18 protein-coding genes are annotated in these 25,561 nt (G+C 44.9%); 7 read left to right on the top strand and 11 right to left on the bottom strand.

What is annotated here, in order from left to right:
• The first annotated feature begins 106 nt into the window (after nucleotides 1–106).
• From ACQKCP_RS07275 to tdh, 5 genes are all read left to right on the top strand, one after another.
• A complete protein-coding gene (locus tag ACQKCP_RS07275; RefSeq protein ID WP_427611833.1) occupies nucleotides 107–1,459 on the top strand; it encodes an APC family permease in 1,353 nt (450 codons plus the stop codon).
• 86 nt (nucleotides 1,460–1,545) lie between these two features.
• Nucleotides 1,546–2,427, top strand: coding sequence for an N-acetylmuramoyl-L-alanine amidase (locus ACQKCP_RS07280; protein WP_427611834.1), 882 nt, complete (start codon nucleotides 1,546–1,548; stop codon nucleotides 2,425–2,427).
• 29 nt (nucleotides 2,428–2,456) lie between these two features.
• Entirely contained in the window at nucleotides 2,457–2,660 is a 204-nt protein-coding gene (locus tag ACQKCP_RS07285) for a hypothetical protein (protein WP_427611835.1), read from the top strand.
• Between the two features lie 383 nt (nucleotides 2,661–3,043).
• On the top strand, nucleotides 3,044–4,234 hold the full coding sequence (gene kbl, locus ACQKCP_RS07290) for a glycine C-acetyltransferase (protein WP_427611836.1): 1,191 nt from the start codon (nucleotides 3,044–3,046) through the stop codon (nucleotides 4,232–4,234).
• 235 nt (nucleotides 4,235–4,469) lie between these two features.
• Nucleotides 4,470–5,495: an L-threonine 3-dehydrogenase gene (tdh, locus tag ACQKCP_RS07295; RefSeq protein WP_261869247.1), complete on the top strand. Its 1,026-nt coding sequence runs from the start codon at nucleotides 4,470–4,472 to the stop codon at nucleotides 5,493–5,495.
• Nucleotides 5,496–5,769: 274 nt separating this feature from the next.
• Here tdh and ACQKCP_RS07300 read toward each other — a convergent pair whose 3' ends face one another.
• Together ACQKCP_RS07300 and purL are read right to left on the bottom strand one after the other, a co-directional pair.
• Nucleotides 5,770–6,168: an ACT domain-containing protein gene (locus ACQKCP_RS07300; protein WP_427611837.1), complete on the bottom strand. Its 399-nt coding sequence runs from the start codon at nucleotides 6,166–6,168 to the stop codon at nucleotides 5,770–5,772.
• 213 nt (nucleotides 6,169–6,381) lie between these two features.
• Nucleotides 6,382–10,410 carry a phosphoribosylformylglycinamidine synthase gene (purL, locus tag ACQKCP_RS07305; protein ID WP_427611838.1) on the bottom strand — a complete coding sequence of 1,343 codons (4,029 nt, stop codon included), beginning with the start codon at nucleotides 10,408–10,410 and terminating at the stop codon, nucleotides 6,382–6,384.
• 482 nt (nucleotides 10,411–10,892) lie between these two features.
• Between purL and ACQKCP_RS07310 the strand changes: the two genes are divergently transcribed.
• Nucleotides 10,893–11,387 (top strand): pyridoxamine 5'-phosphate oxidase family protein, encoded by a 495-nt coding sequence (locus tag ACQKCP_RS07310; RefSeq protein ID WP_057758090.1) that lies wholly within the window; start codon nucleotides 10,893–10,895, stop codon nucleotides 11,385–11,387.
• Nucleotides 11,388–11,506: 119 nt separating this feature from the next.
• Here the strand turns inward: ACQKCP_RS07310 and pgsA are convergent, their stop codons facing one another.
• The 9 genes from pgsA to ACQKCP_RS07355 form a co-directional block, all read right to left on the bottom strand.
• Nucleotides 11,507–12,190, bottom strand: a complete 684-nt coding sequence (gene pgsA / locus ACQKCP_RS07315; RefSeq protein WP_057758088.1) for a CDP-diacylglycerol--glycerol-3-phosphate 3-phosphatidyltransferase — start codon at nucleotides 12,188–12,190, stop codon at nucleotides 11,507–11,509.
• Between the two features lie 591 nt (nucleotides 12,191–12,781).
• Nucleotides 12,782–13,999 (bottom strand): NAD(P)/FAD-dependent oxidoreductase, encoded by a 1,218-nt coding sequence (locus ACQKCP_RS07320; protein WP_427611839.1) that lies wholly within the window; start codon nucleotides 13,997–13,999, stop codon nucleotides 12,782–12,784.
• 281 nt (nucleotides 14,000–14,280) lie between these two features.
• On the bottom strand, nucleotides 14,281–16,242 hold the full coding sequence (gene acs / locus ACQKCP_RS07325; RefSeq protein ID WP_427611840.1) for an acetate--CoA ligase: 1,962 nt from the start codon (nucleotides 16,240–16,242) through the stop codon (nucleotides 14,281–14,283).
• A 416-nt stretch (nucleotides 16,243–16,658) separates the two neighbouring features.
• Entirely contained in the window at nucleotides 16,659–17,897 is a 1,239-nt protein-coding gene (locus ACQKCP_RS07330; protein WP_296209283.1) for an ABC transporter substrate-binding protein, read from the bottom strand.
• Between the two features lie 121 nt (nucleotides 17,898–18,018).
• The gene (locus ACQKCP_RS07335) at nucleotides 18,019–19,989 is read right to left on the bottom strand and encodes an AMP-dependent synthetase/ligase (protein ID WP_427611841.1); all 1,971 of its coding nucleotides are present in this window, start codon (nucleotides 19,987–19,989) and stop codon (nucleotides 18,019–18,021) included.
• A gap of 5 nt (nucleotides 19,990–19,994) precedes the next feature.
• Nucleotides 19,995–20,837, bottom strand: a complete 843-nt coding sequence (locus ACQKCP_RS07340) for an ABC transporter ATP-binding protein (RefSeq protein WP_427611842.1) — start codon at nucleotides 20,835–20,837, stop codon at nucleotides 19,995–19,997.
• A complete protein-coding gene (locus ACQKCP_RS07345) occupies nucleotides 20,837–21,604 on the bottom strand; it encodes an ABC transporter ATP-binding protein (RefSeq protein WP_010196014.1) in 768 nt (255 codons plus the stop codon). The genes ACQKCP_RS07340 and ACQKCP_RS07345 overlap by 1 nt, the downstream gene beginning before the upstream one ends.
• Nucleotides 21,601–22,698 (bottom strand): branched-chain amino acid ABC transporter permease, encoded by a 1,098-nt coding sequence (locus ACQKCP_RS07350; RefSeq protein ID WP_427611843.1) that lies wholly within the window; start codon nucleotides 22,696–22,698, stop codon nucleotides 21,601–21,603. Before ACQKCP_RS07350 ends, ACQKCP_RS07345 begins: the two co-directional genes overlap by 4 nt.
• A 76-nt stretch (nucleotides 22,699–22,774) precedes the next feature.
• Nucleotides 22,775–23,653 carry a branched-chain amino acid ABC transporter permease gene (locus tag ACQKCP_RS07355; protein ID WP_057758078.1) on the bottom strand — a complete coding sequence of 293 codons (879 nt, stop codon included), beginning with the start codon at nucleotides 23,651–23,653 and terminating at the stop codon, nucleotides 22,775–22,777.
• Between the two features lie 347 nt (nucleotides 23,654–24,000).
• Between ACQKCP_RS07355 and ACQKCP_RS07360 the strand changes: the two genes are divergently transcribed.
• The gene (locus ACQKCP_RS07360; protein ID WP_427611844.1) at nucleotides 24,001–25,341 is read left to right on the top strand and encodes an aminoacetone oxidase family FAD-binding enzyme; all 1,341 of its coding nucleotides are present in this window, start codon (nucleotides 24,001–24,003) and stop codon (nucleotides 25,339–25,341) included.
• The last annotated feature ends 220 nt before the right edge of the window (nucleotides 25,342–25,561 follow it).

Consider the following 25,561-nt stretch of genomic DNA (forward strand, 5'->3'; position numbering starts at 1 on the left):
ATAGCCACTACCCTGCGTAATGGCGTCACAAGGTTTTTCATGTTCTATGTCAGCTTCATAATAAACACTCTCTCCTTCTCTATGTTTAATCGTGAAGGAGCACTCCATGAGTGAAAAGACAGAAAGTATCAGCTACCTACAAGCGATAGCGATTAGCGTCGGTGCGATTATCGGCTGGGGCGCTTATGTCATGCCAGGCGATTTGTTTTTGCCGCAGTCACAGCTATTAGGCTCTTCTGTTGCTATTATTATCGGTACTTTAGCCATCTATATGGTTGCGCGTGCCTATATTAATTTGCTGACCCAAACGCCAGAGAACGAGTCAGGCGGTGTCTATTGGATTGAAAAATACATCAATCGCAAGCATGCCTATATTTATGGTTGGGGCGTCACGATAGGCTATATTTCTATTATCGCGCTCAATATATCAGCCGTCGCTTTGCTACTGCGCTATCTGTTACCTAGCGGCTTACAATTAGGTTATCTGTATACAATTGCTGGTTGGGAAGTCTACGCCAGTGAAGTGTTCTTATGCAGTGCGGCTATTGTTTTGTTCAGTTATATCAATCTAAAAGGTGTACGAGTCGGCGCAAAAATTCAACTCTATATCGCCCTCTTTATGATTCTATCAGTCACCGCGCTGTTTTTTGCCTCGCTTTGGATGACACCAACGAGCCAAGCATTTTTGCCAACTGACATGTCTAGCAGCTCTATCACCAGTCTGGCATGGTTACCTATCTTAGCCGTTATGCCGTGGGCGTATGTTGGTTTTGAGACCACACCGCAGATTTCGAAGGCGATTAGCGACTCAAAAACCAAGACCAAAAGTATTATCCTAATCTCACTCATCGCCGGTGTGTTGTTTTACTTTTTAATCAACTACTTTACCGCGCTAAACATGAGCTTTGACTATCAAGCGATCAAAGACAGCCACTGGGCAACAGGTGAAGGCATAGACAATCGGATTGGTAGCATTGGTATTTGGCTACTGTCAATAGCCATGATTGGCTCGATAATGAGCGGTATCAATGGCTTTATATTGTCATCGGTTAAGCTCTTAGAATCTATGGGTGACACGTCATTATTGCCTAGCGTATTTACAGATAAACATAACCAATTCAGTAAGCAAAAAACCGTTATATTGATATGTTTGGTGTGCCTACTCTCTCCTTGGCTAGGTAGAAACTACCTACTCGATATCGTGACAATGGCGTCCTTGGGTATAACCGTTGGCTTTGCTTATGTCACAACCGCTGACCTCATCAATGAGCGGAAAAAGAAACAGGCAAGTCTGCTAAATTATCTCTCTGTATTAATCAGTGTGGTCTTTATATCGCTATTGCTGCTACCATTTTCACCAGCAGCGCTGTCGTTCAATGCTTATGTCTTGCTGGGATTTTTTATTCTGCTTGGGGCAATTGGTTATAAAAAAATCGCAGTCAATCCTAACGTTAATTGAACATAAATAGCATTTGCTAGTTGGGCACAATAAACATCAAGCGCAAAAGATGCTATCACCGCAACTATTCCCACACAGAGCATTTCATGGCAAAAAACATTTCCTCAATTACATTGACTTCAGTACTAGTATCATGCTCCATACTATCGCTTGTAGGCTGCGTATCAACGACAGCGCCGCGTTATGTCATCGATAGCGATAGCTACCAAGCGACTGGCAAAAGCGAACGCATCAAAACCATCGTCTTGCACTATACCGTCTCAGATAATGAGCGCTCGATAAAGACATTGACCACGGGCAATGTGAGCGCGCACTATCTAGTATTAGACAATGATGACAATAAAATCTACAACCTAGTACCAGATAGCGAGCGCGCATGGCATGCTGGTGACGGCGGCTTTGCAGGACGGACGATATTAAACGATACCTCTATCGGTATCGAGATCGTCAATAACGGCATCAAGCCTGAATATCGAGACGCGTTAAAAAATGGCACGCTCGACTATCATCCTTATGAGCATTATGTGGCATTTGATGAGTTGCAGATTAAAAAAGTCGCACAACTGGTGCAAGATATCGCCACGCGCTATGACATCTCACCAAAGAATATCATCGGTCACTCCGATATGGCACCCTCGCGTAAGATAGACCCCGGTGCAAAGTTCCCGTGGGAGCGACTGTATTTCGATTACGGTATCGGCGCTTGGTATGATGAATTTGATAAGCAATTCTTTATGAATCAAGATGGATTTGCGTCGGCAACGATACCTGAAATCAAGCAAGCGTTTCGCAAGTATGGCTATCAAATCAATGACACTGATACGTGGGACAAGGCCAGTCGCGATGTCGTCTATGCGTTTCAGCTACATTTCAGAGCGCAGCAGCCAACGGGTAATATGGATAGCGAGACCTATGCGATATTGCAGGCACTAAACAAGAAGTATGCTGGTCGGGATGACTTTTATTAAAGAATACAGGCTATTAGGAGACATAAACCATGAATAACTCTCAAAAAAATGAGCAAGACGATCTGCAAAAGTATTTAGAAGAAAAAGCCAAACAAGAGCAGGAGCAAAAGCAGAAAAAGAAAGAGGAGCAAAAACCTGAGCCACTTTCTGCCTATGATGCTTGTGTGCTAAAGGAAAGTGCCAAGATTTATGAGTTGATCGCTGAGGCTCAGAAGCGCCCCAAAGATGACTAACTGGATAGACGGTATTTGCCACTCAAGATGAAATAAATGCGCAAGTTGATGTCTTATGTTTTGAGACATAGCTAAGCCGCTATGAGACCAACACTACAACTAAACAGCACTATATAGCTTTATAAAAGAAGGACTATCTACCGACTATTTAGGCTATTTATTGCGATAGGCTAATGATAAAATCACCGCTCACAAGGTTATAGATAGTATCACTGCTCGCACCATCTCATTGGCTTCCCGCCTCGTTGGTTTTATCGTTGATTTTAATGATGGCTAGGATGATGCGTAGATTTGATAGCTTGGCTTTGATAGCTTAGTTCTATTACCAGTCTCAATATCTCTATTATCAAACGAACACCAATAATACTAAAAAAGGAATATTTATGTATCAAGCCTTTCAAAAACACCTACAACAAGAAATCAGCGATATCCGCGACGCAGGTCTATATAAAAACGAGCGCGTTATTACCTCTCCGCAAGATGCGCTCATCAAGATCGCCGATGGCCGTGAGATGCTTAACTTCTGTGCCAATAATTATCTTGGATTGTCTGACCATCCTGAGATTAAAAAGGCGGCGATCCAAGCCATCGAAGACTCAGGTTATGGCATGTCATCGGTGCGTTTTATTTGTGGTACGCAAGATTTGCATAAGCAATTAGAGGCGTCGATTTCTAAGTTCTTTAATACCGAAGATACCATTCTTTATGCGGCCTGTTTTGATGCCAATGGTGGTGCCTTTGAGCCACTGCTGACCAGCGAAGATGCGATTATTTCTGATTCGTTAAATCATGCTTCAATCATCGATGGTGTGCGCCTATGTAAAGCCGCACGTTATCGCTACGCCAATGCGGATATGCAAGATTTAGAAACGCAATTGCAAGCGGCGCAAGCACAGCGTTTTCGTTTGATTGTCACCGATGGTGTGTTTTCTATGGATGGTAACGTAGCGCCAATGGATGAGATCTATGCGTTGGCACAAAAATATGATGCCATGGTCATGATCGACGAATCGCATTCAGCAGGCGTGGTCGGTCGCACTGGTGGCGGCGTGACTGAATTGTTTGATCTACGTGGCGATATTGAGCTGATCACTGGCACTTTGGGCAAGGCGTTTGGCGGCGCTATTGGCGGCTTTACCACAGGTAAAAAAGAAATGGTTGAGATGCTGCGTCAACGCTCACGCCCGTATCTGTTTTCAAACTCTATTCCTCCTATGGTGGCTGCCGCTGGAGTAAAAGCGTTTGAAATGCTATCGCAAGACAATACCCTACAAGATAAATTGCATGAAAATACCGCCTATTTTGTGAAGCAAATGCAAGATGCAGGCTTCGATATCAAGCCTACCGAATCGGCCATTTGTGCGGTGATGCTCTATGATGCCAATGTCTCGCAGCAAATGGCAGACGCACTGCTTGAAGAAGGCATTTATGTGATTGGCTTCTTCTATCCTGTCGTACCTAAAAATGAGGCTCGCATTCGTGTGCAGCTCTCTGCTGCCCATACTCGCGAGCAGCTCGACCAGTGTATCGCCGCCTTTATCAAAGTCGCCAAGCAAATGAAGGTGATTGATTAAGCGTCGTCCGATATTTATCTAGGGCGTGCCCTCAATTCAAACGAGCGTTCTCTAAATGGGCTAAAAATAGCTAAATTTTGCCAAACATCGTCAAATAGTTAGTCAATATCTCGATATTATCTGCACTATTTTCCTCGTTTGACGGCAATTTATCTCATTTTTATCACCATTTTTAAAATGAGGACACACCCTAAATTCAATCATTAAGTACAACACAGTTAAATAAGAGAAAACTATGAAAGCACTGGTTAAAGCTCATGCCGAAAAAGGCATCTGGATGCAAGACATGCCAGAACCTACGGTCGGCATCAATGACGTTAAAATTAAAATTAAAAAAACCGCCATTTGCGGCACAGATTTGCACATTTATAAGTGGGATGAGTGGTCACAAAAGACCATAAACACGCCGATGATTATCGGACACGAGTACGTCGGTGTTATCAGTGAAATGGGCGATGGTGTCAAGCATCTTGAAGTAGGTGACCGAGTCACAGGCGAAGGCCATATCGCTTGCGGGCATTGCCGTAACTGCCGCCGAGGTAAGCTCCATGTGTGCGAAAACACCATCGGCGTGGGCGTTGACCGCGATGGCGCGTTTGCCGAATATTTGGTGATACCTGCCGATAATGTCATCAAACTCGATGAGCGTATCAGCGATGAGATGGCCGCCATTATGGACCCCTTTGGTAATGCCACGCATACCGCTTTATCATTTCCTGTCCTTGGTGAAGATGTACTAATCACGGGTGCAGGACTGATTGGTTCCATGGCAACGGCGATTTGCCGATTTGCTGGAGCACGTAATATCGTGGTCAGTGATATCAGTGATTATCGTCTAGAGCTTGCCAAAAAAATGGGCGCGACGATGACCATCAACCCAGCCAAAGGTGAAACCATCGAAGGCGCTATCGATACGTTAAAAATGCACGGCTTTGATATTGGGCTTGAGATGTCAGGCTCGCCTCAGGCCTTTGATTCGATGATTAGTAACATGTATAACGGCTCTAAAATTGCGCTCTTGGGCATTTTGCCTAACACCACCACGGTGGATTGGAGCAAGATTATCTTTAAGGCGTTAACCCTAAAAGGTATTTATGGCCGCGAGATGTGGGAGACGTGGTATCAGATGGAGCAAATGCTGATCAGCGGTATTGATCTGTCGCCCATCATTACCCATCGCATGCACATTGATGACTTTCAAGAAGGCTTTGATATCATGGAAAGTGGGCAATGCGGTAAGGTGATTTTAAGTTGGGATTGATTTTGGCGATTTAGCATTTGAAGAGTCGTGGTTATGGTTTAAATTATCACTACTTATAAAACGGCACTGATTTCAGTGCCGTTTTTTTTGGATATTAGAAAGTGATAAGATTTATGAGTTGATCGCTAATGCTAAAAATTTTGAAAGATACATAGTTCGGTAAAAACATATTAGCTTTCATTTTTAGAGGGACTTTTTCACTATTTTATTTACGAAAGCTATGTATTGTCTCATACCTTCTCTTTTACTATTTGCCTGATCATTCTTAAAAATTTTATATATTAATCAGCTCTTTTAACGCCGATAGCGCCTGCTCCGCCTTATCATTCGATACAAATATATGGTCATGATAATAAGCAGCGATCACATTGGCACTGATACCTTTTGAGGTCAGTTTGGTTGACACTGCTGCGGTTAGACCGACCGCTTCTAGGCTTGAATGCACCGTCAAAGTGATTTGTCGAAACACGCCCTCATACTGTAAACCTGCCTCGTCAGCTTTGGCTTTTTTTAACACAAGAGTCAGCCCTTCTGTTTCCACAAACGTCGCGATTGGCGCTAAGTTTAGGTACTCCGCTAGCTGCCCTTTTACAGTACAAAACACAAATAACTCATCAACTAGTACGGGCTGCATCGAACTCAATAGCTCATTGATATCTGTAATTCCTGACATTTCCTTCTTCCTTATTTTGCTTAATGCTAATCTACGTTGACCGCAATTTTAGCATGGGTGTCATTACCTATATTCGTGAAAACACGGTATAAACGCTAGCCCTTATCTCCAAACACTCAACTCTTAAACACAAAAAAGGTGAGCCGAAGCCCACCTTCTTACTTTAAAAAACCTCTATCTAAAACTATACTTTAGAACAAATTACCCTATATCTTAACGCAACCAAGCGCGAGCGTTGCGGAACATACGCATCCACGCGCCGTCCTCATCCCACTCTTCTGGTTTCCAGCTATGGTTGTAGGCTTTTAGGTTACGCTCAGGATGCGGCATCATGATAGTGACGCGACCATCAGTGCTACACAGACCCGTGACACCGCCGAGCGAACCGTTTGGATTGAGCGGATACGTCTCGGTTGGATGGCCTTGGCTGTCGACATAACGCATCGCAAGTTGACCGTGTTTTGCCATACCGTCGATTTCGGTATTGTCTAGTGTGGCATAACCTTCACCATGCGCAACAGCGATTGGCAAGATGCTGTCTTGCATGCCTTTGAACAGGATAGACTTGGTACGCTCGACTTTTACGTTGACCGTACGCGCTTCAAAACGAGCTGATTTGTTCGCGATGAAGCGTGGGAAGTTTTCTGCACCTGGGATGAGGTCTTTTAACTGCGCCATCATCTGACAACCATTACAGACACCTAGTGAGAAGGTATCAGGACGGGCGAAGAAGCGGACAAACTGCATGCGAAGCTCGTCATGGAACAAGATAGAGTTCGCCCAGCCAGAGCCAGCGCCCAGTACGTCACCATAACTAAAGCCACCACAAGCGACCAATCCGTCGAAGTCACGTAGATTGATACGGCCACTGAGTAGATCGCTCATGTGTACATCGACCGCTTCAAAGCCAGCTTGAGTGAAGCCTGCTGCCATCTCTGTCTGACCATTGACGCCTTGCTCACGCAAGATAGCGACTCTTGGCTTGCTGTTATCAGAATCAGCACGGCTATTTAGATATGGTTCTTCAACTTTTTGATTGAGATCAAAATTTGGCGCAGCGATCAGACCTTTATGGCTGGCATCGCTAATCAAGTCATACTCTTGCTGTACGCACGCTGGGTTATCACGGCGGCGCGCGATTTGATAGCTGACCTGCGTCCACGCTTGCTGTAATTCAGCACGGCTAAAGCGTAGCGTGTCGTCACCCATGAGCGTTGGCGTTTGGATTAGTAAGCTGTCTTCTTCAGAGCTTTGACCGACGAGGCTTAGCATGTCGCTCACGTTATGCTGATCTGCTAGCTCCATCAAGGTAGCGACGTTTTCTGGTAATACTTGGATGACTGCACCTAGCTCTTCACTGAACAGCTGACCGAGTAAGTTGTCGTCATTTAATGACAGCTTGATACCTTGACGGCTAGTGAACTGCATCTCTGCGATAGTTGCCAACAGACCGCCATCACCGATATCGTGATAAGCGCTGATGACGCCTTGCTCATTACCCGCTTGGATAAAGTTAAAGAAGTCGACCAAATCACTTGGCTGCGCTAAATCTGGGCAGTCATTGCCTAGTTGGCTAAGCGTTTGCGCAAGGATTGAACCACCTAGACGCAATTTACCTTTTGACAAGTCAATACGGTAGAACGCGCTGTCGCCATTGATTAGCTCAGGGGTTAGCGTTTTTGCGACATCAACGACAGGGGCAAACGCAGTCACGACCAAACTCATTGGCGACACGACTGATTTGTCTTGGTTGTCACCATTGTCATTGGCGTTATCAGTCCAGTTAGCACGCATCGATAGCGAGTCTTTACCAACTGGGATAGCGATACCGAGTGCTGGGCACAGCTCTTCACCAACGGCATGTACAGCATCGAACAATGCCGCATCTTCTACGTCATCACCACACGCGGCCATCCAGTTCGCTGACATCGTGATATCAGACAACTGAGCGATACGCGCACCAGCGATGTTAGTAATCGCTTCACCGACTGCTAGACGCGCAGAGGCTTTTGGACTAATAAGCGCAACAGGCGTACGCTCACCGACACTCATGGCTTCGCCAGTCATTGGCTGACCATCTAGTGCCACTAAGCCAGAAGCGGTCACTGCACAATCTGATACAGGCACTTGATAGCGACCCACATACTGATCACGCACGACCATACCCGTGATAGAGCGGTCACCAATGCTAATCAAAAATGATTTGCTCGCCACGGTTGGGTGACGCAATACATCGGTGATTGATTCAGCTAGATTCACATCACCAAGCTCTAATGCTGGTAACGTGCTCTCAGTACGCTCAAAGCTGCGTTGCATTTTCGGTGTACCGCCGAGTAGTACTTGCATCGGCATATCGACTGGTTGCTCATCCAATAGCTCATCATCAACGATTAACTGACGGATATCAGTCGCCTCGCCCAAGATAGCATATGGGCAGCGCTCACGGGCACAGATGGCATCGAACTGATCTTTGCTCTCTGGGCGAATCGCTAGCACATAACGCTCTTGAGCTTCATTTGACCAGATGGCCATTGGCGACATGCCAGCTTCTAACGATGGAATCTTACGCAAGTTCAGATGCGCGCCCATTTCATGGTCATTGACCAGCTCTGGCATCGCGTTAGACAGACCACCTGCCCCTACATCATGTAGTGAAACGATTGGGTTACCGTCTTTACTGTTATTACTTACATCGACATCATTACCAGCGAGGGCCCAGCAGCGATCAAGGACTTCTTGGCAACGACGCTCCATCTCAGCGTTATCGCGCTGAACTGAGGCAAAGTCTAAACCCTCATCAAGATCACCACTATCGACCGACGATGCGGCACCGCCGCCCAGACCGATTTGCATGGCAGGGCCACCAAGAACGATAAGCAAATCGCCTTTTTTGATTGCATTTTTTTCAATCAGATTGCGTTTGATATTGCCGTAACCACCTGCCAACATGATTGGCTTGTGATAGCCGCGCATCTCGCTACCGTCTTTTGCCGCAGAGGTATCTAGCTGAAAACTACGGAAGTAACCGCATAGATTTGGACGACCAAACTCGTTTGAGAAGTTGGCTGAACCTAATGGCGCTTCGGTCATGATCTCAAGGCTGGTTGCCATACGATCTGGCGTACCATAATCCTGCGTGCTCAATTGACCTGACTGCTCCCACTTTTCGCTAAGCTCTGGGATATGCAGATGTGACACGTGGAATCCTGTTAGACCCGCTTTTGGCTTGCCGCCGCGACCAGTTGCGCCTTCGTCACGAATCTCACCGCCAGCACCTGTTGCCGCACCTGAATACGGAGCAATTGCCGTTGGATGATTGTGCGTTTCAACTTTCATTAAGATATCGATGTTCTCTTGATGAAAGTCGTAAGGATGGATTGAGTTGGCATCCATCGCGTCGGTTGGGATAGGATAAAAACGCATGCCATCAGACCCTGCCATGACCGCAGCATTGTCTTTATACGCTGACAAGATACCTTGTGGGTTCGACTGGTACGTGTTTTTAATCATTTGGAACAGTGACTTTGGCTGCACTTCACCATCGACTGTCCACTGAGCATTGAAAATCTTATGACGGCAATGCTCTGAGTTTGCCTGTGCAAACATCATCAGCTCAACGTCAGTTGGGTTGCGTTTCAACTCATTGACATAGGCATTCATCAGATAGTCAATATCTTCACTTGATAACGCAAAGCCGAACTCGGTATTGGCTGATTCTAGTGCTGACTGACCTTGTCCGATAACATTAATATGATTCAGTGATGCTGGCGCTTGATCATCAAACAATTTGCTGACATCGCTCAAGTCATAGACCAAGCTCTGAGTCATACGGTCAAATAATAAATGCTCGGCGTCTACTGGTAGTTTTTCGCCTGCGGCGCCGTCTATTTTTTCATCGAGGGTTAACGTATAAACAACGACACGCTCAACACGATTGATCTCGATTTCACAGTTATTAAAGATATCTGTCGCTTTACTTGCCCATGGCGATATCGTACCAAAACGTGGCCCAACGATGACTTGTAGTTGGTTGTCTTGCGGCGCATTTAGCGTTGCTGACTGGTCAACCGCCAGTAGATCTAGCGCTTTTTTATGTTCATCACCAGATAGCTCTCGTGATAGTACATACACTTGCTGAGTACTTATTTGACTGACATTTAGCTCGGTTTTTTGCTGAAACTGACTGATGAGTTGCTGCGTCTGAAAATCGGTAAGAAACGGTTGTCCGGCGATGGTCATCATAAAGGCATAATCCGTAAGATCAAGGCATCTCTGCCATGCTAAGTAAATGGTCTGGGTATTATAACAAGAAGACCTGTAATAAGCAGGTCTAAACCAAGATAAATTGCCGATAAGTTGCTTTCTATCGCGACTTACTATTTGCGAATCGATAATTCAAAAAAGTATCTTTTTAAATCGTTTTTGATTAATCCATCGAAAAATAGAACGCTCAAATCTACGCTGTCACAATTTTTACCTAACCTTCATATTCCTTACAAACACTCACATCGCATTACTGGGAACCTATATAAATGTAGGGTGACAACTCGGTATTCTAGTCTCAGTTGTTAAGGCGATGATGACGTTTAACTTTTAAATTTATTTAATGGTTAGACATATCTAGCCTAAAGAAAAATTACTATAAATAATCAACTGTTCGATTCGGCTAATTAAAACAACGCTATATAAGCCCAATTAAAACACTATAAAAAAGGAAATTTATTATGAGTAGACAAGACCATATCGATAAAGTACAAGAACTGGTAAAAGAAGTGAAATTTGCCATGATGACCACTCGTACTCATGAAGGCCATTTACATGCCTGCCCAATGACTACTAGCGAGACGAGCATTGGTGCAAAAGAAATTTGGTTTATTGGCGATAAAACCACTGAAACCATCAAAGATATCGAAAAAGACCCACAAGTGAACTTGGCCTATGTCAGTCAAGATTCAAAAGATTATGTCTCAATTAACGGTAAAGCAGAATTGGTCGAAGACCAAGAGAAGTTAGATGAGCTATGGTCGCCAATTTACAATGCGTTTTATGAGCAAGGTAAAGAAGATCCAAATGTCCAATTAATTAAAGTCGTCCCACATGGTGCAGAATACTGGCTAAGCGGTAGCTCAGTAGTCAATATGTTTAAGATGACCACTGCTGCGGTAATGGATGGCAAGAAGGCGACCAACTTAGGTGAAAACAACTCAGTGACACTATAAGTTGTCTGATTTATAGGCAGTAAAAATTTATAGGCAGTAAAAACAAAAACGCCAGTGGCTAATGCGACTGGCGTTTTTTATTGTCTAAATTTTGGGCTGATTATTTTCGTTTTATGGAATTATCCGCTTTGCTTTAAATAAGGCCAAGCGGCTTTTAGATAAATCATCATCGACCATAAAGTAAGTATTACAGCAGCGACCATTAATACATAACCGATGGTTTCAAGCGACTGCCAGTTAAGCAATAGTACGGTAATCGCTACCATCTGAAATGTGGTCTTTAATTTGCCAACATAAGATACGGCGACGCTAGTGCTCTTACCCAACTCCGCCATCCATTCGCGTAATGCTGATACTGCGATTTCGCGTGAAATAATGACGATAGCCGCTATCGCCATAATGATATTGGGGTGCCACTGTACAAGAACGATGAGCGCCACCGCCACCATTAATTTATCAGCAACAGGGTCCAAAAATCGACCAAAGGCTGACATGACATTAAGTTTACGAGCAAAATACCCATCGAGCCAATCGGTAATTGCGGCAATGATAAAGACACCAGTCAATAACAAATGGCGCAACAAGCTATCACTAAACTCGCTCATCCCAACGCGCGCAATGACATTGTCTGAAATCGCAGGCATACCAATACCCATGGCTGGCGGCCAATAAGCAATCGCGACAAATAGCGGAATCATCAAGATACGCGCAATCGTAAGGTTGTTAGGTAAGTTAAAAATACTCTTGGTATTTTGCGAACTTGGCGGTTCTTCCTGCGTATGCAAATGCGTGCTGTCAGTCATGGCAAACCCAGTTTAATATGAACATAATAATGGCAGATAGCTTAGCATTTTTCGGACAAGGCGTCATGCCATCTCTGCAGCGATTAAGTTATCAAAGATATCAAGAAAGGTATCAAGGCTGACTAGATGACCTTCTATCGACATAAGGTATTGAAATTATTGGCAGCCTTTATCAATGATTGCATCATAAAGCTCCGCTACTTACTCTAAATATCAGTGCTTCATACCAGTCTTGGCGTCTTTTGGAATTTTACAACGTAATATACTGTAACCAAAACCGCCAGACAGCACTCAATTGCGCTATCATAGCGACTGTACCAGAACACTTGTACACTTAAATCAGTAAATGTTAATAGTTAAATATCTCCACCTATTGTATTAATAATTATTATCCTTATAAATAACAGTAGAGAGCACCAATAATTACAACAACTCTTGACCACGGCCTGTGTAGCTAATACATGACCCGTTTTCCTCAGCCCACAGTACCTCCTCTGTGGGCCTTTTTTTGCTTACATTTTGCCAAATGTCGAGTTTTCGACTGTCCAAATATCGCCAAACAATGCAAAATAATGAGCATGGATATTACGCTTACTGCGTTTGCATGATTGCTTTAACAGTTTGCTGCGCCATTCGATAGCAGCTCTCAATATTACCTTTAGCACACCAGTCGCCACTGACGATCCATTGTTTGGTTGCATCGATTAAGATGCCTAGCTCTTCAGTATCCTTATTTACGATAGTAGCTGCATAGCGCCAACGATGACAATCTGTCTGGCTAGGTGCGCTCTCTTCACTCCAATTTAATGCTTGTTTTGCCGCCTGTAATAACTGTTTTTTGACTGACTCAATATCGTCATCGACGTGGGCTTCTGACCAGTCATTACGTGCATGAATGGTGACACTTGGTAGTAGCTCATCATGAGCAGGTTTTTGATGCTCAATAAATATCCTATCGAGAATAGTGCTATTTAAATAAGCGACATCCCATTGCGGTGCTAGTTGGCCATTTAATGTTTCAGGTAGTTTTTGCACATCATTCCAACCAAGCATCAACGTATAGCAGGCTTGCATTTGCGGTTTAGTAATTTTGCTTTGTTGAGCAAAGCCGCTATCTGACATCAGCTCTACTGCCTGACCATTTGGCGCTGTGCAAATCACCCAATCAAACCAACCAAGACTGGCGCCAGTGTCGTCAAATAGCTCAGTTTGCTTGCTGTTTTGATTAAAAGCTTGATTAAAAGTCTGGTTCTGGATCTGATGCTGAGACCGCTGCTGATTTTGAGACTGCAAATACTGAGTGAGCGGTGCGACACGGGTCTTAAATACTATGGTCGTATGCTTGAGCGCGGCGGCCAATTCACGGCCCCAACTGGTCATTTTCGGTGTACTGATGTAGCGTGCATGCACCGCGTCCCATTGTTCTTTGCTTTGGATATTAGGCGGTTGCCCATTGTCACTTGCAGGAGTTAACTCAACCACTTCGGCACACCATGGCTGTAGCAACCCTGTATCTAGCCAAGGCGCGATAAATTGTTGAAAGTCAGTAGTTTTCGCAGTAAAAAACTGCGCACCGAATGACCATTGCCAGTTTTTATCAGTTTTACTATCGCTGCGATAGCGGGTCGCTAAACGGCCCACACTACGTGATTTTTCAAAGATAGTGATTTGCGGAGTGTTAGATGACGAGCTTGATTGGTTTGAAGCGCGCTCTAATAGTGTTGCTGTGAGCAATCCCGTTAGGCCGCCACCGATGATGGCTATTTTTGGGTTAGATAGAACAGTTGAGCACGAAGCATGATCAGTCATAATGACAGTAGACCTTATAAAGTATTTATGAGTCGCTACTATATTAATTAGTTAGCCTAGTAAGTACCGAGTGGCTCGTCAATTAATCCTCAATTAAAATGGTAGCGATGTTGTCTTGTTAGTATTATTGAACCTTCAAAGTAACTCAATATCAATATCGTCTACGTAAAAAAGCCATGCTATTCTCGATAACATGGCTTTTATTTAACTTTGATATATGAATATTAATGGCTAGTATTGAATAACTATCCTTAATACTACAGGTTCGTTATCAGGCTGAATTACTCTCCACGGCCTGCTTTGACTTCTTCGACCAAGTCATTAATCACCGAGCTATCGGCAAGCGTAGATAGGTCGCCCAGTCCCACATATTGCCCTGCTGCAAGGTTACGCAAGATACGGCGCATGATTTTTCCTGAGCGCGTTTTTGGTAGTGCATCGACCATATAAATAGCATCTAACGTCGCAATCGGCCCAATCTCGGCACGTACATGGCGTTTTAACTCTGCTTTTAGATCGTCAGTTTTTTCTTCACCTGACTTTAGAATGATAAATGCACAGATACCTGTACCGCGTATCTCATGCGGCATACCGACAATCGCAGCTTCAGCAGTTGCAGGATGCGCAACCACAGCGCTCTCAATCTCTGCTGTGCCCAAGCGATGCCCTGCCACGTTGAGTACATCGTCGACACGACCAGTAATCCAGTAATGCCCGTCTTCATCACGCTGAGCGCCATCACCTGTGAAATAATGACCTGGATAATCGCTAAAGTAAGTCTTTAAGAAACGTGGATGGTCATTGTAGATAGTACGCATCTGCCCTGGCCAGCCGCTACTGATCACCAAATTGCCTTCTGCAGGGCCTTCTAAAATCGCACCATCGCTATCAACGATTTCTGGTTTTACCCCGTATAGTGGTGTCATTGCCGCGCCTGGTTTGAGATCGACCGTGCCTGGTATTGGCGCCATTAAGATGCCACCAGTCTCGGTCTGCCACCATGTATCGACGATAGGACATTTACCATCACCGACGACATTGTAGTACCAGTCCCACGCTTCTGGGTTGATCGGCTCACCGACCGAACCTAGCAGACGCAAACTAGAACGATCCGACTCTCGAACGAAAGCGTCACCCTCTTTCATCATCGCTCGAATGGCTGTCGGTGCAGTGTATAGGATGGTCACGTCATGCTTATCAATGATATGACCGATACGTGCCCATGTTGGATGCTCTGGCACACCTTCGAACATTACCGTCGTCGTGCCATTGGCCAGTGGTGCATAGGTTGAGTACGTGTGGCCGGTAATCCAGCCCACATCTGCTGTACACCAGTAGACGTCATCTTCTTTGATATCAAACACATCACGGAACGTTGAGATAGCGTAGGTGATATAGCCGCCTGTAGTATGCACTACACCTTTTGGCTTACCTGTCGAACCAGAGGTATATAATAAAAATAGCGGGTCTTCGGCATTCATGACTTCAGGCTCACAGATCTCTGATTGACCATCGACCAAATTGTGATACCACACATCACGGCGCCCACTCATCGGTATAGAGTTACCCGTACGATGAACAACGATGACTTTTTCGACGCTCTCAGTGCCATCCATGTCGAGTGCGTGATCGACGTTGGCTTTAAGCGGTGTGTGCTTACCGCCGCGTAAACCCTCATCAGCGGTAATAACAACTTTTGAGCGACTGTCTATCAAGCGATTGCCCAAACTCTCGGCAGAAAAACCACCAAACACCACTGAATGCACCGCACCAATACGTGCACATGCTAGCATCGCTACCATGGCTTCCGGTATCATCGGCATATATAGCGTTACGCGGTCACCTTTTACAACGCCAAGTTTGCGCAATGAATTACCTAAGCGGCAAACAGCTTCATGCAGCTCTTTAAAAGAAATGATTTTATGCAATGAAGGGTGATCACCTTCCCAGATGATAGCAGGCTTATATGGGTTTTCTTCGAGGTGACGGTCAAGACAGTTGACTGAAATGTTCAGCTCACCATCTTCAAACCACTTGATGCGAAAATCATCTAAGTCATAATTGACGTTACTGACCTTGGTCGGCTTTTTTATCCAATCGATTAGCTCAGCACGCTTCGCCCAAAAAACATCAATTGCTTCAGGTGATTCGATAGATTGCTGGTAGTCTGTAAGGTACTTATCAGGTGTGGTATTGGCAGCAGCCATAAACTCGGCTGAGATAGGAAATGATTTCTGAGTCATAGTGTTGGGTCCCTTTTAATTATTATGACCTACATGGCTCAACGTCTATGACGCGCCCCATGTAAGCGATAAGAGTCATCTTCCATAATGTGTGACACTCATCGTTAGTTTGACAAATAAGCGTGACGGTTGCAAGACATCAAAAGCCAAACATAACAATTTCACTGTACATCTGTATGTTTAGGCACAAATAATCTAGTCGCTATAAGCGAAATTAACTCAGCATTCTAGTCAATTCCTATTGTTTGTAGCTTATGGCTTATTTTGTATTGAGAAGGGTTTTGGACTTATAAATAATTGTAAAATGGTTGAAATATAAAATGAAATTATTGTCAAACCCATATTTCATAAACGACACAAGCCATACTTATGTATGGCTTGCTGCTATCAAAACTTCACTAAACGCCTAGGACGTATTATTTAAGCTGCGTTACTGTTTTCCACTGACCATTTTGTACTTGTGACAAGTAAATATCATTAATTGCGACATGGCTCTCAGGCGTGATGGCAACTGTAGATCCTGTAACGCCATCGACAAAACTGACAGTCTCAAGACCCTTGTTGAAAGTGTCAGCATTTAGGTCAGGACCTGCTGCGGTTAGACCATCAACGGTCACTTTTGCAGCTAGATAACCAAGAATAGCACCTGCTGATACTTCCTCTCCTGTGGCTTTTTCGAACTTCTCAACCCAAGCTTTAGTCTCAGGTTCATTCGCTCTTAGTGCCAAATCATTATAGTAAGACACAGAGTATAGGCCTTCACTTGCGCCGCCTGGTGCCGCTGCAACTGCAGGATGGAAACCAGTCACAGGAGCGATAAATTTCACATCACTCCAGCCCATAGCGTTTGCTGTACCAACCGCTGTAATAGCGCCGCGAATGGTTAGAGATAAGGCAATAAGCTCACATTTAGCGTCTTTTAGCTTGGCCATTGCCCCAGCAAAGTCTGTTTCATCAGGACGGTGGGAGCTGGACTGAACTAAAGTGACGTTAGGATTGTTATCGCTGATATCCTTAGCCGCTTCATTGGTCTCTTCACCGTAGTCTGACGGAATATACATGACACATAAATTGTTAACTTTGTTTTCGGCAATAAGGTACTCCATACCTAGCTTTATTGAATCATAATAGGTACTACCAGCGGTATAGCGACGATTGAAATCCCCTTCTTCTTGCATAGCCCGAGCAAAAGTGAGCGGCATGATACTAGGAACATTGGCGCGATCCATAATAGGGAAACTCGCTAAGTTGTGCGGTGTGCCTAGCGACATCAGCATGGCAAACACTTTATCGCGGCTGACCAGTTTGTTCGCAGACTGTACGGCCTTTGGTACTTGATAAGAATGGTCCTCGACAATGTAACGAATCTTTCGACCATTGACACCGCCTGCCGCATTCACCTCATCAAAATACATATTGGCTGCGGCGACTGCAGGATTACCAAATCCAGCGAACGGCCCAGATAAATCATTCGCACCGCCTAAGATAATCTCAGTATCGGTCACGCCTTGTACTGGCATATCACTTGTAGAAGTAGATGTAGCAGCCTCAGTATCAGTGCCCGTCGCTGCGGTCGTTTCTGGATCACTACACCCTACTAAACCCATCGTACCGACCGTGAGTGCTAGTAGCGTGGTCTTGAATGTCCATTTCATTGCCTTTCTCCTTGCGACTCAGTCGCTGTTAGTTTAATGCTCTTGAGATTAATACTTTTGAGGTTGAGACGATTTCAAAAAAGCTGAACGGTACTAAGCTAAAATGTGATAAAGAGCTAGATCAGTACATAGAGTCGATGAGAGCGTGATGCTTTTTCTCAACCAAGTTTCTTTTCAATTTCATCGTCGCGGTCAATTCGTCATCTTCAGGACTAAGCAGCACATCAATAAGCCTGAATTGCTTTATGGTTTCTACCTGAGCTAAGGTCTCGTTAGCAGACTGTACGACGTCATCTATCAAGGCGATAACTTCTGGCGCGTGACACAACGAGCGAAAATCAGAAAACATCACTTGATTATCTTGCGCATATTTTTCGACATTTTCTTGATCTATCATGATCAGACAAGTCAAATACTTCCGTTTATCGCCAATGACGACCGCATCTGAGATATAAGGTGAAAATTTAAGTTTGCTTTCAATCGCAGCTGGTGTGACGTTCTTGCCGCCTGCGGTGATAATAATGTCCTTGATACGACCCGTGATGAATATATAACCGTCTCTTATCTCGCCGACATCACCCGTATGTAGCCAGCCATCACGTAAGTCCTCAGCCGTTTTTTCTGGCTTATTCCAGTAACCTGCAAACACGTTAGCGCCTTTTACGAGTATCTCCCCATTGTCGGCGATACGAACTTCAGAGTCTGGTAGTGCCTTACCTACGCTGCCGGCCATCTGCGCTTCAGGCGTATTGACCGATATCACGCCCGCACTTTCGGTCATGCCATAGCCTTCATAGATAGGCACCCCTATCGCATGAAACCAGCGGATAATATCTAGCGAGATGGGCGCGGCACCCGTAGTGGCACGGCGAATATTACTCATGCCTATCAGGTCACGAATTTTGTATAGCACCAGTCTGTTCCAAAACTCGTAACGCAGTCGTTGACCTGTCGTAGGAGTATTGCCTGCCATCACGATATCAGCATAGTCATGACCTGCTTTGATGGCTTGATCAAATGCCCAGCCATTGAGTGCACTGGCGTCGCTACGCATATTACTGATAGAGGCGTACATTTTTTCCCATAGTCTGGGTACAGCGGTAAAGGTATTAGGTGAGACTTCTTTCATATTCTCAAATACCGTTTCTGTGCTCTCAGCAAAATTGACGATACAACCTCGATGGATAGGCAGATCTACTGACGTTAAACGTTCGAGTACATGACATAAGGGCAGAAAGCAGAGCTGCTCATCAGTAGGCAAAATAGGAAGAATATCAATGCTTGTTTTTAGCTCAAAGAGGACATTGGCATGCGTTAAAATAGCGCCTTTTGGATTGCCTGTTGTACCAGAGGTATAGATTAAAGTGCGTATGTCATTAGGTGTGCCTTGATCAATACAATCGCTAAAACGCTCTCTTGCGTTATCAACACTTCGACCAATCGTATATAGTTCATCGAGGAAAACAACCTGATCATCCTCTAGGCTACGCAAGCCTTTACGATCAAGGACAATGACCTTTTTGACATGAGGTGTCTGTTCACGAATCTCTAAAAACTTATGCAATTGCTCATCGTTTTCTACAATCAGAAACTTTGAGTGGCTGTCATTCAATATATAAGCAAGCTGCTCGGGACTGTCTGTCGTATAGACACCGTTGGGTATCCCGCCTACGCCGCAGACTCCCATATCAAAATAAAGCCATTCTTTGTTGTCTTCACTTAAGATAGAGACAGTATCGCCTTTGCTCAGACCAAGTTCGACGAGTGCCATGCCGATATCACAGCTATGATGATAATAGTCCAGCCAACTATAACTCTGCCAAATACCAAAGCTCTTTTCTCGATGAGCAATCCTGTCACCTCTGCTCAAGCAAACCTGTCGCCAGAGTTTGCTCAACGTATCGCACCCTTCTAGGATTTGAGGTGCATGATCGAAAGGCGCGTTGTGTATCTTTCGACCCGTATCGTAATCATAATTTTTAGAATTATCGCGAGACGATACTGGTGCGGCAGATGTTACTTTCGTGACCGTAGCATCCGCGGGAGAAAGTGAAGTATTGTTTTCAGTATGAACATCAATGGAGGTCGTCATGATTATTATCGCCAAGTCTTTTTGCGTTTCCACCGAGTGGCTTCCGCAGTGTTATCTTTGGTTTGTCCCAGATAGAACTCTTTAATATCATCAGAGTGCATGAGTTTGTCCGCTGAACCTGCCATGACAATACGCCCTGTTTCTAACACATAACCGTAATCCGCTGCTGCCAAGGCAACTCTAGCGTTTTGTTCAACCAGTAGAATCGTGACGCCTTGCTCTTTATTTAAACGTCGAATAATGGCAAATATCTCCTGTACTAGTAATGGAGACAGTCCAAGAGACGGCTCATCGAGTAGCATAAGAGAGGGTCGTGACATTAGCCCGCGACCGATAGCGAGCATTTGCTGCTGACCACCAGACATCGTGCCAGCTGCTTGTGTACGGCGATCTTTTAGAATAGGAAAATACTCATATATCATCTCTACATCGCGCTGTATCTCAGACTTGTCACGCCGAGTATAAGCGCCCATTGCTAAATTTTCGGCGACATTCAAAAAGGGAAATACCTCGCGTCCCTCGGGTACATGCGACAGTCCTTTTTTGACCAAGCGATCAGGCTCAGTGCCATCGATACGCTCTCCGTGGAACCATACTGCGCCCTTGCGAGGATTGATAACCCCCGAGATAGTCTTCATTAGCGTCGTCTTACCTGCACCATTCGCGCCCAAAATAGTGACCACTTTGCCTTCGGGCACCTCTAGACTTACGCCTCTTAATGCCATCACTGGACCATAAGCGGATTCTAAATTTCGCACTTCAAGCACGTTGTTTTTTACTTCGGAGCCGACCAAATTCATTTCAGTGGCAGGTGCGGCAGAGGATAGTGATTTTTTAATAGCTGACATTACACACTCTCCTGTCCAAGATAGGCTTCAATGACCTGTGGATTGGCTTGTACCTCAGCTGCCGTGCCCTGAGCCAAAAACTTACCTTCAGCGACGGCCAATACGCGATCTGACACCCGATTCACAAGACTCATGTCATGCTCTACCATCAAGATAGTCAACCCAAGATCTTTCTGCATATCTTCAATCCACCACGCCATCTCGGACGTCTCCTCTACGCTAAGACCAGAGGCCGGCTCATCGAGCAAAATAAGCTTTGGATTAGCCGCTAATGCGCGCGCAATCTCGACCACTTTTCTAATACCGTAAGGTAAACCTGCAATCAGCTTATCTCGATAAGGCGCTAACTCTAAAAAATCTATAATCTTTTCAACTTGCAAACGATGCTCGCGCTCGCTACGGCGCACCTTTGGCAAAAACAGCAAGTCCTGTATCCACGACGTATTGCGTTGTGAATGGCGGCCGATAAGCAGGTTTTGAAGCACGCTTGAGTGATCAAACAACTCAATGTTTTGAAACGTACGGGCAATACCTAGTTTTGCGATATCGTGAGCAGGTAGTTTGGTAATATCAGTACCATCAAAGGTAATACGACCACTAAGCGGCTCGTACAAGCGGCTAATTAAGTTAAAAATCGTGGATTTACCAGCCCCATTAGGTCCTACGATAGTAAATACCTCGCCCTCGTTTACCTCAAAGCTAATATTATCAACGGCTTTGACACCGCCAAATGCGATAGATAAGGAGTCAACTTTTAATAAGCTCATCGCATACGCTCCGTTTTAAGATAAGTTTTAGAACGGCGAAACAGTCCTTTACGATATAACGGAAACATCTGAAACCAAGTCCGTATCTTTATCCAAATGCCGTATATACCGCGTGGCTCATAGATGATCATGATGACAATGACTAAAGCAAACAGCGCCGTATCAATACCAGGAATACTGGTGATACTAGAGCCCGCACCTTGACCAACCATATCGCCTAAGATAGCAATCACTTGTGGCAATAAGACAACGACGACAGCACCAAAAAATGCACCATGTATGGAGCCCAAACCACCGATGACAATTTGCAGTAGTATGGTGATAGAGATGATAACGGTGAAGCTCTCATAATTGACCGCTTGCACAAAATGTCCGTACATAGCGCCGCCAACAGCGGTAATCGCGCAAGATATGCTGAACGCTAGCGTTTTGGCTTGCGGTACATTGACGCCAAGCGCGCGGGCAGAGACCTCACTGTCTCTAATAGCTAAGAACGATCGTCCTGTGCCACTTCTGAGTAAGTTGATATACCCTAAGGTAACTAGCACCACGAGCGCGAGGCATAAGTAATAAAATGCTTTGGGCGTGATGTAGCGATCGATGGTATAGCCAAAAAGGTTAATAGGAGAGGCAAAGGTACCAGAGATACCGCCAGTAATAGGCTCAGCCACGATAGCGATGTCTTCGACGATAATACTAAGCGCCAGAGTCGCGATGGCTAAGTAGATGCCGCTGGTTCGTAAGATTGGTCTGGCGATGATCGCACCGATAACCCCAGTAATGAGTGCACAGGCAATCAAAGCAGGGAAAAAATTCCACCCTCGAGCCATCAGTGCCATATGGCTAAATGCCCCTATCGCCATAAAGGCGGCATGCCCTAAGCTGACCTGTCCGGTGTGCCCGGTCAAAAGCATCAGACCCAGTCCAGAGATAGACCAAATCAATATGGCGCTAAGCTCACTGATGTAATAGTTGCTCAACAACCAAGGCGCCATTAATAGTAGCAAGAGAAGCACGCCATACTTTATGAGTTGGCTTTTGTCATCGAAGACATTGATATCTTGATCATAGCTGTGTTTAAACTGAGCTTTCATGGGCAGTACTCATCCTTGAAAAGATTTGGAGGCCGCTTTGTCATCCTTGAATCAAAGCTACCTTGGATCAAAGCTTCTATACTTTTTTCTGTTTGACCTGAGAAAAAATACCGCCCGGACGTACGATTAGTACGATTAGCATAACCACATAAGGCGCAATTTGACTAAGACCTAGCGGTAGATAACGCCCAGCAAAGGGCTCTATCACCCCTACTAGCAACCCGCCTGCCAGCGCACCAGGCAAGGAGCCTAAGCCACCGATTACCGCAGCGGCGAAGGCCTTGATACCGAATAGTAATCCGACAGAGGGCTCGATAGCACCTTTGGCCGCAAATAGTATGCCGGCAAGTGCGGCAACCACCCCTGACAATGCCCAAACGATACCGTTGACCCGCTTGACAGGAATACCCATATAGTAGGCTGCCATTTGGTTTTGACTACTGGCTTGCATCGCAATACCAAGCCGTGTGTGGGCAAAAAAGAAGTACAAAATAGAGGTTAATGCGATAGTAGATATGATGATAATGATGTCAACATAAGCGATACTTAGCGAGCCTAATGCCAACATCTTGCCTGAAAACGGCGTCTGTAGTGAGACTGGGCTATGTCCCCAGATGACACCAGCGACGAAGCGCATTAGGAAACCAAGCGAGATGGTAAGGATAACCATCGCAAATTGAGGTTGACCAAAAATACCACGTAGGATAAAGCGATCGAGTAAGTAGCCAAATGCACCCATGATGACAGCAGCAAAGGTGATGCCTAATAAGAAGGGAAGGTTTGCCTGATCGGCATTGATGAAAGATATGCCCAAAAAGGCACCGAGCATAAGCATGTCGCCTTGGGCGAAATTTACCGCTTCTGAGGCTTTGTAAATGAGTACAAAACCCAGCGCTAACAGCCCATATATACAACCATTAGCAATCCCGCTAATGAGCAGTTGTAGGATATCCATAAAGTCCCTTTTGTCTTAACATTATCATCCGTGACAATGTTTGAATAAGCGGTTCAATCGACTGACTTTTTCATCAACTATTTATAAAGAAATTCATTTTCTTCGTATCAAAACGACTAGCGTTTTAGTAAGTAATCAACATGGCAGCAGTAGTAGCGAATAATATTCATGTATTCACATTATACCAACTACGAATTATTGTCTATAGAAAAATCAAAGTTATTCAACGATTTATAGCAAGTGGCAAAAGCTATTTATATTACTCACCTAAAAACACCGCCATTATTGCCATGGTATAATTAGCTACTTTGTATCGTCTATCCAAACCTATTCTATAAGTCATCATCATGAGTCAAATGTCAAAACAAGCAAAGCCAGTTAAGCCAACTAATTCGTCAGTGGGTAATCCGTCGTCAGCCAAAAAGTCCATTGATAATCACTATGACGTCATCATCATCGGCGCTGGTGCTTCAGGGTTGTATTGTGCATTGACTGCTGGTCGCCGCGGCCGCCGCGTATTGGTGTTAGATCATGCCAATAAAGCTGGCAAAAAGATTTTGATGTCGGGTGGTGGTCGCTGCAACTTCACCAATTACTTTGTAGAGCCTGAGCATTTTATTGGTGCCAACCCTCACTTCTGCAAATCAGCACTGAGTCGTTACCCGAGTTGGGAGTTTATCGGCATGGTAGAGTCGCATAAGATTGCCTACCATGAGCGCGAACATGGTCAGCTGTTCTGTGACGACTCAGCACAAGACATCTTGTCTATGCTGTTAGATGAATGCGCGGCCGTAGGCGTACAAGTAAAGCTTAATGCTCAAATTGATCATGTTAAAACTGCTGCTCATGATAACGGCGAACGCTTTTATCTAACGACGAGCAAAAAGCTAGGTAAAAAAGACATCGCGAGCGGCACTCAGTCCGCGCAAACACGCTATAGCTGTGAGTCTTTGGTGGTCGCTACTGGTGGTCTATCTATCCCGACCATGGGGGCAAGTGGTATCGGCTATGAGTTGGCGCAGCAGTTTGGGCATACGCTCGTACCTACTGATGCCAGTCTCGTGCCATTTACTTTCACTGACAAAACAGGAGAACTTATCCGTGACTTGGCTGGTATCAGTCTGCCAGTTATTGCCACTAACGAACGTATCTCTTTTAAATTACCTGTCCTATTTACCCATCGCGGTCTCTCTGGCCCTGCCATGCTACAGCTCTCCAACTATTGGCAGACTGGCGAAACCATCAGTATCAATCTGTTGCCTGAAATAGACGTCACTGATCTTTTACTGACTCGTAAAAAATCACATCCACGCCAACTGATTCGTACCGTATTGGCAGAAAATACAGATAACGCATTACCCAAGAAGCTATTGGCAGCATTACAGACGCATTTGTGGGAAGACATCAAAGATACAGAACTTGCCAACATTAAAGACGAACGCCTTACAGAACTTGGTTCTACGCTCAATGGCTGGCAGCTCAAGCCCTCTGGTACAGAAGGTTACCGCACGGCTGAGGTAACACGCGGCGGTGTCACAACCGACGAGATATCTTCCAAAACGATGCAAAGCAACTTGCAAGATGGCTTGTACTTTATCGGTGAGGTACTCGATGTGACTGGCTGGCTTGGCGGCTATAATTTTCAATGGGCTTGGGCCAGTGGTTTTGTCAGTGGTGAAGTCGTTTAATCACCTTAATGGCTTCACTATTTATAGCGACAATAATAGCCTTAATGACTGTCAGCATTTGAATAATTGACTATTACTCAGATAATGGCTGACAGTATGTTTGATGATAGTTGAATGGTTTTAGACAGTAACCTTAGAGAGCAATGAGAATAAACACAACATAAGTCTATTTTCATAGTAGAATTAACGTAAGGCATTCATCCTATCGATAGCAATGCCA

Origin of the sequence: Psychrobacter sp. NPDC078631, assembly GCF_050268165.1 — a bacterium.
Lineage (GTDB): Bacteria > Pseudomonadota > Gammaproteobacteria > Pseudomonadales > Moraxellaceae > Psychrobacter.

Bases quoted from the DNA above. Each gene is read 5' to 3' on its own strand.
- ACQKCP_RS07275 (WP_427611833.1), top strand. From the start codon at position 107: ATGAGTGAAAAGACAGAAAGTATCAGCTACCTACAAGCGATAGCGATT.
- ACQKCP_RS07280 (WP_427611834.1), top strand. From the start codon at position 1,546: ATGGCAAAAAACATTTCCTCAATTACATTGACTTCAGTACTAGTATCA.
- ACQKCP_RS07285 (WP_427611835.1), top strand. From the start codon at position 2,457: ATGAATAACTCTCAAAAAAATGAGCAAGACGATCTGCAAAAGTATTTA.
- kbl (WP_427611836.1), top strand. From the start codon at position 3,044: ATGTATCAAGCCTTTCAAAAACACCTACAACAAGAAATCAGCGATATC.
- tdh (WP_261869247.1), top strand. From the start codon at position 4,470: ATGAAAGCACTGGTTAAAGCTCATGCCGAAAAAGGCATCTGGATGCAA.
- ACQKCP_RS07300 (WP_427611837.1), bottom strand. From the start codon at position 6,168: ATGTCAGGAATTACAGATATCAATGAGCTATTGAGTTCGATGCAGCCC.
- purL (WP_427611838.1), bottom strand. From the start codon at position 10,410: ATGATGACCATCGCCGGACAACCGTTTCTTACCGATTTTCAGACGCAG.
- ACQKCP_RS07310 (WP_057758090.1), top strand. From the start codon at position 10,893: ATGAGTAGACAAGACCATATCGATAAAGTACAAGAACTGGTAAAAGAA.
- pgsA (WP_057758088.1), bottom strand. From the start codon at position 12,190: ATGACTGACAGCACGCATTTGCATACGCAGGAAGAACCGCCAAGTTCG.
- ACQKCP_RS07320 (WP_427611839.1), bottom strand. From the start codon at position 13,999: ATGACTGATCATGCTTCGTGCTCAACTGTTCTATCTAACCCAAAAATA.
- acs (WP_427611840.1), bottom strand. From the start codon at position 16,242: ATGACTCAGAAATCATTTCCTATCTCAGCCGAGTTTATGGCTGCTGCC.
- ACQKCP_RS07330 (WP_296209283.1), bottom strand. From the start codon at position 17,897: ATGAAATGGACATTCAAGACCACGCTACTAGCACTCACGGTCGGTACG.
- ACQKCP_RS07335 (WP_427611841.1), bottom strand. From the start codon at position 19,989: ATGACGACCTCCATTGATGTTCATACTGAAAACAATACTTCACTTTCT.
- ACQKCP_RS07340 (WP_427611842.1), bottom strand. From the start codon at position 20,837: ATGTCAGCTATTAAAAAATCACTATCCTCTGCCGCACCTGCCACTGAA.
- ACQKCP_RS07345 (WP_010196014.1), bottom strand. From the start codon at position 21,604: ATGAGCTTATTAAAAGTTGACTCCTTATCTATCGCATTTGGCGGTGTC.
- ACQKCP_RS07350 (WP_427611843.1), bottom strand. From the start codon at position 22,698: ATGAAAGCTCAGTTTAAACACAGCTATGATCAAGATATCAATGTCTTC.
- ACQKCP_RS07355 (WP_057758078.1), bottom strand. From the start codon at position 23,653: ATGGATATCCTACAACTGCTCATTAGCGGGATTGCTAATGGTTGTATA.
- ACQKCP_RS07360 (WP_427611844.1), top strand. From the start codon at position 24,001: ATGAGTCAAATGTCAAAACAAGCAAAGCCAGTTAAGCCAACTAATTCG.